The following is an 8,238-nucleotide window of genomic DNA, read 5'->3' as shown; positions in this document are numbered from 1 at the left end:
CCCGTGCCGGTTTCGCCTGCCTGGGGCCGCCGGCCGGGTTCCGTTTGTGGGCGCCCGGTCCGCGCCCCACTGTGGCTTTGGGTGCGTCACCCGCACCCAAAGCCACATTGGGTGCGTCTGACGCACCCAATGTGGCATTGGGGCGCTGGCAACCGGCCAACAGCACGGCACCAGCGCAGCGACAAGTCCGACACCATGAGCTGATATGTCTGACATATCATGCTACCGTCGGCGGCATGGAGACCACCGCCGGACTCCGGATCGCCGTCGAGATGCGAGCTCGCGTCGACGACGGGCGCTGGCCCGTCGGCACCATCCTGCCCACCGAACTGGAACTCGCCCGCGAGTTCGAGGTCAGCCGGCCGTCGGTGCGCGAAGCCCTCAGCGCGCTCCAGTTCGCCGGCTACGTCGAAGCGCGGCGCCGGCGCGGCACCGTCGTGCTCGGGAGGTCGCCGGTCCCCGGGGCCGCCCGGCACGTCCGCGCCGCGCGGACCTTCGAAGAGGTCGTCGACCTCCTCGAAGCGCGGCTGGTCCTCGAACCGGCCGTGCTGACCCTCGCCGCCGCCGATCCGGATCCCGCCGCGCTCGACCTGGCGCACGAGGCCGTCGCCGGGATGGCCCTGGTCACCGGCGGCGACGCGATCCCCGCCGACACCGACCACCGGCTGCACGCCGCGATCGCCGGGGTCTGCCGGAACCCGGACCTGCGCGAGCAGGTCGCCACCCTGCTCGAACGGGCCTCCGGGCCGGTCTGGCGGGAAACGCAGGCGACGGCGTGGGTATCGGACACCAAGAGCCGGTGGACCGACGACCACCGCGAGATCGTCGCCGCGCTCGCCCGGGGCGACGGCCCGGCCGCGGCCGCCGTCTCGCGACGGCACCTGCTGTCCGCTGTGGACAATGCCGCCGGCTGCGCCGCCGTTCCCCCGTCGCAGCTTCGGCGGCTGCACCGGCTTCGCGAGCACTTCGGCCCGTGTTAGCCGTCCTGCTGCTGGCGGTGCCGGTCGGCGTCTTCATCGGGGCGATCGGCATCGGCGGCGTCCTCCTGCCGCCTGCGCTGACCTGGCTCGCCGGGCTCGACATCCACGCGGCGGCGGGCACCAGCAGCTTGTGCTTCCTGTTCACCGGCATCGTCGGCACCGTCGCCTACGCGCGCCACCAGGCGATGCCGTGGCGCTTCGGCGGCTGGCTCACCCTCGGCGCGGCACCCGCCGCGGCAGCCGGCGCGCTGGTGAACAGCGTCGTCCCGGCGACCGTCCTCTGGCTGTTCCTGGCCACCGTGACCGCCGGCTCCGGCGCCTTCAACCTCTGGGCACGGCCCCGCGAAGCACGCGAACTGCCCGCGCCCGCCGCCGTCGCGGTCGGGGCGGCCGTCGGGTTCGGCTCGGCGCTGACCGGCACGGGCGGGCCGGTGCTGCTCGTCCCCGTGCTGCTGGCCCTCGGCGTGCCGGCGTTGACGACGATCGCGGCCGGGCAGCTGATCCAGCTCCCGCTCGTCGGCTTCGCGACGCTGGGCTACGCGGCGCAGGGCTCCGTCCACTTCGGACTCGGCAGCGTCCTGGGCGTGCTGGCCGGCGCCGGCACCCTGCTCGGCACGCGACTGGCCCGGAAACTGCGCGGGCGCCACCTCCACCGCGTCGCCTCGGGCGCCCTCGTCGGCTTCGGCGCCTTCCTCTTCGTCCTCCCGTTCCTCCCGCGCTAGAAGGGAAAGACATGGACCTGGCCGCCCGGCTCGAGCGGTTCCCCCGCGAAGACCTCGCCCTCACCCCCACGCCGCTCGACGTCCTCGCCCGGCTCGGCGAGCGGCTCGGCCCCCGCGTCCTCCTCAAGCGCGACGACCTCACCGGCCTCGCCCTCGGCGGCGACAAACCCCGCAAGCTCGAGTACGAACTGGCGCGGGCCCGCCAGGCGGACGCGGACGTCGTCGTCACGTGCGGGTCGATGCAGAGCAACCACGCCCGCCTCACCACCGCGGCCGCGCGCCGGCTCGGGATGGACTGCACGGTCGTGCTCAGCCGGGACGCCTACGACGAGTTCCAGGGCAACCTCCTCACCGTGCGGCTGCTCGGCGCCGACGTCCGGGTGGTCGACGTCGAGGACCACTGGGCCCTCGGCGAGCACGTCCGCGCGGTGTGCGACGAGCTGCGCGCGGCGGGGCGCCGGCCGCACGCCGTGCCGATCAGCGGCACCACGCCGCACAGCTGCCTCGGCTACGTGCGGGCCGGGCTGGAGCTCGCCGCGCAGCTGCGGGAATCCGGCGACCGGCCCGACGCCGTCTACCTGCCGTTCGGCACCGGCGGGATCTTCACCGCCCTGACGCTCGCTTTGCGGGACCAGGGGTTCGGCTGCCCGATCATCGGCATCAGCGTCAACGAGGACCGCACCGGCTGCCAGGCTGGGTACCGCCACTGGTGGGCCGAGCTGACCCGGCTGCTCGGGCTCGGCGGCGAGCCGCCGGAGGTCGAGCTCCACGACGAGTTCGTCGGGCGCGAGTACGGCGACCCGACCGAGGAGTGCCTCGACGCGATCCTGCTGCTGGCCCGCACCGAAGGCGTCCTGCTCGACCCGGTCTACAGCGGGAAGACCTTCGCCGGGTTCCTTTCCCACCACGCGGCCGGGCGCTGGACCGCCGGGCACCGCGTCGTGGTGCTGCACAGCGGCGGCGTCCCCGCGCTGTTCGCCTACCACGACGCGCTGGCCGCGCACCTGGCCCGGCGCGGCTGAGCTCAAGCGGGCGCGAGGCGCACGCAGCAGAACCCGGGTTGCGGGTCCAGCCGGGCACGCAGCCGGCCCTCGCCCACACCGTCGACCAGCCCTTCGACCAGCCCGAGGTTCATTTCGCAGACCAGCCGGGTGTGCGTGCGGGCCAGCCGCTGGAACGGGCAGTTGCCGAGCAGCACCCCGTCGCCCTCGACGCGCGGTTCGAACCCGTGCTCCTCGAGCGCGGCGACGATGTCCGGCGCACCGGCGGCCACCTCGGCCCCGTGGTCGCGGGCGCGGCGGCCCAGAATCTCGCGCGCCGAGCCGCCGGTCTCGTCGGCTTCCTCGATCGCCGACGCGAGCAGCCCGCCGGCCAGCTCGTAGTGCCGCTCGGGCACCGAGACGCTCACCTGCCGGTCGGACCGGCGGTAGAGCTTGGCCGGGCGGCCCGCGCCCGGCCCGGTGCGGCCGCTGCGGCGCTCGTACTCGACCACCAGGAGCTGCTCCTCCACCAGGCGGTCCAGGTGGAAGGCGACGGTCGCGCGGGGCACGCCGAGGGCCGAGGCGACGTCGTCGCGGCTCACCGGCGCCGGGCGCCGGACGACGTACTCGTACAGCCGCCGGCGCGTCGGCTCGTCGAGGGCCGCGACCGCGGCCAGCGCACCGGCCTGGGACTTGTGCATCTCCGCACTCTAAAACAAATAATCGTTGACGAAAACCCGCGCGGGCTTCTAACGTCGGCTCGACTTGGTTTTAGAAGGAGGCCTCCGTGACCGTCGATCCCGTCCGCGACCCGGTGCCGCTGCGGCACCTGGGTGTCGTCCACGACCGCGACACCATGGACCTGCGCGCGGCGGAGCGCGCGGTCGCCGACCTGCTGCGTGCCCTGGGCAAGGACCCGTCGTCCGAGCACCTGGGCGACACGCCGCGGCGGGTCGCCAACGCCTACGCGGAAATGCTGCGCCCGCGCGACTTCAAGCTGACGACGTTCCCGAACGACGAGGGCTACGACGAGCTGGTGCTGGCGAAGAGCATCCCGGTGCAGTCGCTGTGCGAGCACCACCTGCTCCCCTTCCGCGGTGTCGCGCACGTCGGCTACCTCCCCGGCGAGCGGATCCTCGGCCTGTCGAAGCTCGCCCGCGTCGTCGAGCTGTTCGCGCGCGACCTGCAGGTGCAGGAACGGCTGACCAAGCAGGTCGCGGACTGGCTGCAGGAGCACCTGGCGCCGAAGGGAGTCGGCGTCGTCATCGAAGCCGAGCACCTGTGCATGTCGCTGCGCGGGGTGCGGGCGACCGGCGCGCTCACCGTGACGTCGGCCCTGCACGGGGTGCTGCGCGAGGAACCCAAGTCGCGGCAGGAGTTCTTCGCGCTGACCGGTGTGATCTCCTGATGGACACCCACGTCGTCGTCGGCGGCGGGCTCACCGGCGCGAAGGCCGCGGAAACACTGCGCGCGGAAGGGTTCACCGGCCGCGTCGTCCTCGTCGGCGCGGAGCCGGACCTGCCGTACGAACGGCCGCCGCTGTCAAAAGGCTACCTGCTCGGCCAGGACGACCGGGCGTCGGTCTTCGTCCACGACGAGAAGTGGTACGCCGAGCAGGACATCGAGGTGCTGACCGGCCGGCGCGTCACGGCGCTGGACCGCGCCGCCCACGAGATCGAGCTGGCCGGCGGCGAACGCCTCGGCTACACGAAGCTGCTGCTGGCGACCGGGGCGTCGCCGCGGCGGCTGCGGGTGCCCGGCAACGACCTGAAGGGCGTCCACTACCTGCGCCGGCTCGCGCACGCGGACCGGCTGCGCGAGGCGCTGGCTTCAGGCGGCCGGGTCGTCGTGGCGGGCGCGGGCTGGATCGGCCTGGAAACCGCGGCGGCGGCGCGGACCTACGGCTGCGAGGTGACGATCGTCGAGCCCGCTCCCTCCCCGCTGCACACGACGCTCGGGCCGGAACTGGGCGAGTACTTCGCGAACCTGCACCGCCGGCACGGCGTCGACCTGCGGCTCGGCACCGGTGTCACGGGCTTCGCCGGCGACACCGCGGTCACGGCGGTGACGACGGACGCGGGCGACATCCCGGCCGACGTGGTCGTCGTCGGGATCGGCGCCCGGCCGGAGACCCAGCTGGCGTCGGACGCGGGCCTGGCCGTCGACGACGGCGTCTGCGTGGACGCGGCCCTGCGCACGGAGGACCCGGACGTGTTCGCGGCGGGCGACGTCGCGAGCGCGTGGCACCCGGGCTACGACCGCCGCATCCGCGTCGAGCACTGGGCGGCGGCGACGAACGGCGGCCCGGCGGCGGCGCGGTCGATGCTCGGCCACGAAGTGGTCCACGACGAGCTGCCGTACTTCTTCTCGGACCAGTACGACATGGGCATGGAGTTCACGGGCTGGTTCCCGCCCGGCGGCTACGACCGCGTGGTGAAGCGCGGCGACGACGAGGCGTTCCACGCGTTCTGGCTGGCGGGCGGCCGGGTGGTCGCCGGGCTGCACGTCAACCGGTGGGACGAAGGCCTCGACGCGGTCCGCGAGCTGATCCGCGGTGGACGGACGGTGGACCCGGACGCGCTGGCGGACCCCGCGCGTCCCCTCACGAGCTAGCCGCGCCGGCTGATGCAGTGAATGACTCATTCCTGGCGTCCGGCGCCAGGAATGAGTCATTCACTGCATCGTCGAAGAGCCGTCCGATCGGGACCGGCCGTCAGTTGTCCCGGCGGTGCCGTCCGCCGCGTGCCCCGGCGATTGCCCGCACCCGCAGCGCCAAGTCGCCCCGGCGGGCGCGGCGCGCGTACTCCAGCAGCGCCTCCACCTGCTCCTGCGGCAGCCACCCCTGGTCCGCCCCGGCTTCCAGCCGCAGCAGGTGGGTCACCAGTTCCCGCGAGTCCTCGTCGTGCTCGCCGGCCAGTTCCGCGAACCGGCAGGCCGCGTCCGCCTCGCCGTCGCACCACGCCGTCATCGCCAGGAGCGTCGCCGTCGCCGTCAGGATGTCGCCGCGGTGGATGCCCCCTTCCGCCGCCAGGTGCTCGGCCAGCTGGAAGCTGTGCGTGCCGAGGCCGCCGGCACCTTCCCGGCGCACGGCTCTGGCCAGCGCCTTGATCTGCTGCGTGACGTAGTCCCCGCTCGACAACCCCGACATGCTGTCCCCTCTGCCGCGCACGACAGCTCGTGCGTCACCCGACAGGTGTATCGCATGGGGGACCAGATACGTCGGATGCCGCACGGGTTTCCGCCGAGTGGGCGCGTGATCAGGTCGAACGGCCGCCGTCGGCGCGTCGCTGCGACACGTACACCGCCGCCGAGGTGCGCCGCTCGACCCCGAGCTTGTGCAGCACCGACGACACGTAGTTCTTCACGGTCTTCTCCGCCAGGAACAGCCGCTCCGCGATCTGCCGGTTGGTCAGGCCTTCGGCGACCAGGTCCAGCACCCGCCGCTCCTGCGGGCTGAGCTGCTCGTACCGGGGGTCCGGGGCCGCGACGTCCTCGCCGCGCAGCTTGTTCATCACCGACGCGGTCAGCGTGGCGTCCAGCAGCGAGCCGCCGACGGCGACCGTGCGGACCGCGTCGACCAGCGACCGGCCGGACACCTGCTTGAGCATGTACCCGGCCGCGCCCGCCATGATCGCGCCGAAGAGCGCGTCGTCGTCCGAATAGGACGTGAGCATCAGGCAGGCCGGCGCCGGCTCGACGGTCGAGCGGATTTCGCGGCACACCTCGACACCCTGGCCGTCCGGCAGCCGGACGTCGAGGATCGCGACGTCCGGGCGGGCCTGCGGGATCCGGACCAGCGCCTCCGCCACCGTCCCCGCCTCGCCGACCACCTCGATGTCCTCTTCGGACTCGAAGACGGTCTTCAGGCCGGTGCGGACCAGCTCGTGGTCGTCCAGCAGGAACACCGAGATCGTCATCGTCCACTCCCCTGCTCGCCGGCCCGGGCCGGCAGCTCCACGGTCCATTCCAGCCGGGAGCCGCCGCCCTCGGCGGCCACCAGCTCGCAGGTCCCGCCCCACCGGGCCGCGCGGGCGGCCAGGTTGACGAGCCCGCTGACGCGCTCGCGTTCCGGCGGCGGGCCGGTCCCGTCGTCGCGCACGAGGAGGCTCAGCCGCCGGCCGGCCCCGTCCACGGTGACCTCGACCGAGGACGACGTCGCCCCGGCGTGGCGCGCCACGTTCGTCAGCGCCTCGCGCAGCGACGCGATCAGGTCGGACCGGACGGCGTCCGGCACCGCCGCGTCGAGCGGCCCGTCGAAGCCGACTCGCGGCTCGAAGCCCAGCGTGTCCCGCGCGTCGACGGCGACTCGCAGCAGTTCGGCGCGCAGGCTTCCCTGCGCCTGCGCGGGCGCCTGCAGCGAAAAGATGCTGTTGCGGATCTCGCGGATCGTGCCGTCGAGGTCCTGGGCGAAGCCGGCGACGCGCCCGCCGACGGCCGGATCGGCGATCAGCCGGCTGACGCCCTCCAGCCCGAGCCCCGTCGCGAACAGCCGCTGGATCACCAGGTCGTGCAGGTCGCGGGCGATCCGGTCGCGGTCCTCGAACACCGCCAGCTGCTGGCGCGCCTCCTGCGCCCGGGAGAACTCGACGGCGAGCGCTGCGTGCCCGGCGAAGGTCTCGGCCATCTGGACCTCGGCTTCGGTGAACGGCGTCTTGTCCCGGAACTTCGCGACGACCAGCACGCCCAGCGTCTCGTCGCCGACGAGCAGCGGTACCGAGATCGCCGAGTCCAGGTCCTTGATCATCGCCGGCATCGGCCCGGCGCGGTCTCGCTGTTCCTCCTGCACGTGGTCGCCGTAGTCGCGCACGACGACCGGACGGCGGGTGGTGAACGCCATCCCGGTGGCGGTGCCTTCGGTCGGGACGGTCAGCCCGGCGAGCCGGTCGGCGTCCTCCCCCGGCGGCTCGACGACGTCGAAGACCAGCTGTCCCGGACCGGCCGGCAGCGCGATCGCGCCCCCGGTGCCGCCGGCCACCACGCGAGCGCGTTCGGCGATCAACCGCAGGGTGGCGCGCAGGTCCTGGGCGCCGAGCAGCGCCCGCGTGACGTCGTAGGACGCTTGCAGCCAGCGTTCGCGGCGGCGCATCCCGTCGACGAGCACGGCCTTGTCGACGGCCATCGCGGTCGCGGCGACGAGCGCACCCAGCACCTCCCGCTCGCGGCGGCCGAACTCGCGACCGGGAGCGGGCTCGACCTCGAACCGGCCGATCGTCTCCGGCCCGGCCCGCATCGGCAGCTCGACCACCCCGTTGCCGGCGGCCCGGCCGTACTCGGCGACGGCGCCTTCGGGACCGGTCAGCTCGACGCGGCCGTGCCGGGCGCCGACCAGTTCGCACACCGCCGTGACCCCGGCGGCCAGTACCGCCGGCACCTCCAGCTCACGCGCGATCCCGGCCACCGCGGCCAGGATCGCCGGCATGCCGATTTCGTCCGCCACTTCCCGCCGACCCCACGTGAGCCCGATCCCGGGGTGGTCCCCGGGCCGTCAAGGGTCCCACAGGCGACTGCCCGTGTCGGCCCAATCCGGTTCGTCCATCCGGTGGGTCGATCGGCGGA

General features: G+C 73.8%; 9 protein-coding genes. 5 read left to right on the top strand and 4 right to left on the bottom strand.

Features of this window, described 5'->3' with window-relative positions:
* The first annotated feature begins 236 nt into the window (after positions 1-236).
* From AB0M83_RS35885 to AB0M83_RS35875, 3 genes are read left to right on the top strand one after another with little or no spacing between them, the layout of a single operon-like run.
* On the top strand, positions 237-980 hold the full coding sequence (locus AB0M83_RS35885; protein WP_364524044.1) for an FCD domain-containing protein: 744 nt from the start codon (positions 237-239) through the stop codon (positions 978-980).
* Entirely contained in the window at positions 974-1,702 is a 729-nt protein-coding gene (locus AB0M83_RS35880) for a sulfite exporter TauE/SafE family protein (RefSeq protein WP_364524042.1), read from the top strand. Before AB0M83_RS35885 ends, AB0M83_RS35880 begins: the two co-directional genes overlap by 7 nt.
* 11 nt (positions 1,703-1,713) lie before the next feature.
* Positions 1,714-2,724 carry a D-cysteine desulfhydrase family protein gene (locus tag AB0M83_RS35875; protein WP_364524040.1) on the top strand — a complete coding sequence of 337 codons (1,011 nt, stop codon included), beginning with the start codon at positions 1,714-1,716 and terminating at the stop codon, positions 2,722-2,724.
* 2 nt (positions 2,725-2,726) lie between these two features.
* Here AB0M83_RS35875 and AB0M83_RS35870 read toward each other — a convergent pair whose 3' ends face one another.
* Positions 2,727-3,383 carry a helix-turn-helix domain-containing protein gene (locus AB0M83_RS35870; RefSeq protein ID WP_364524038.1) on the bottom strand — a complete coding sequence of 219 codons (657 nt, stop codon included), beginning with the start codon at positions 3,381-3,383 and terminating at the stop codon, positions 2,727-2,729.
* A gap of 155 nt (positions 3,384-3,538) precedes the next feature.
* On the opposite strand from AB0M83_RS35870, the gene folE reads away from it, so the two are divergent.
* Together folE and AB0M83_RS35860 are read left to right on the top strand one after the other, a co-directional pair.
* Complete coding sequence (folE, locus tag AB0M83_RS35865; RefSeq protein ID WP_364524050.1) at positions 3,539-4,090, top strand: GTP cyclohydrolase I FolE; 552 nt, start codon at positions 3,539-3,541, stop codon at positions 4,088-4,090.
* Entirely contained in the window at positions 4,090-5,295 is a 1,206-nt protein-coding gene (locus tag AB0M83_RS35860; protein ID WP_364524036.1) for an FAD-dependent oxidoreductase, read from the top strand. Before folE ends, AB0M83_RS35860 begins: the two co-directional genes overlap by 1 nt.
* 100 nt (positions 5,296-5,395) lie before the next feature.
* Here AB0M83_RS35860 and AB0M83_RS35855 read toward each other — a convergent pair whose 3' ends face one another.
* The 3 genes from AB0M83_RS35855 to AB0M83_RS35845 all read right to left on the bottom strand — a co-directional run bounded on the left by AB0M83_RS35855 (position 5,396) and on the right by AB0M83_RS35845 (position 8,101).
* On the bottom strand, positions 5,396-5,830 hold the full coding sequence (locus tag AB0M83_RS35855; RefSeq protein ID WP_364524034.1) for a hypothetical protein: 435 nt from the start codon (positions 5,828-5,830) through the stop codon (positions 5,396-5,398).
* Between the two features lie 109 nt (positions 5,831-5,939).
* Positions 5,940-6,599 carry a response regulator transcription factor gene (locus tag AB0M83_RS35850; RefSeq protein WP_364524032.1) on the bottom strand — a complete coding sequence of 220 codons (660 nt, stop codon included), beginning with the start codon at positions 6,597-6,599 and terminating at the stop codon, positions 5,940-5,942.
* Complete coding sequence (locus AB0M83_RS35845; protein WP_364524048.1) at positions 6,596-8,101, bottom strand: GAF domain-containing protein; 1,506 nt, start codon at positions 8,099-8,101, stop codon at positions 6,596-6,598. Before AB0M83_RS35845 ends, AB0M83_RS35850 begins: the two co-directional genes overlap by 4 nt.
* Positions 8,102-8,238 lie beyond the last annotated feature (137 nt).

The organism is Amycolatopsis sp. NPDC051106 (assembly GCF_040682775.1).
Taxonomy (GTDB): domain Bacteria; phylum Actinomycetota; class Actinomycetes; order Mycobacteriales; family Pseudonocardiaceae; genus Amycolatopsis.
The sequence above is the reverse complement of the archived record's forward strand: the minus strand, read 5'-3'. Positions and strand labels throughout refer to the sequence as shown.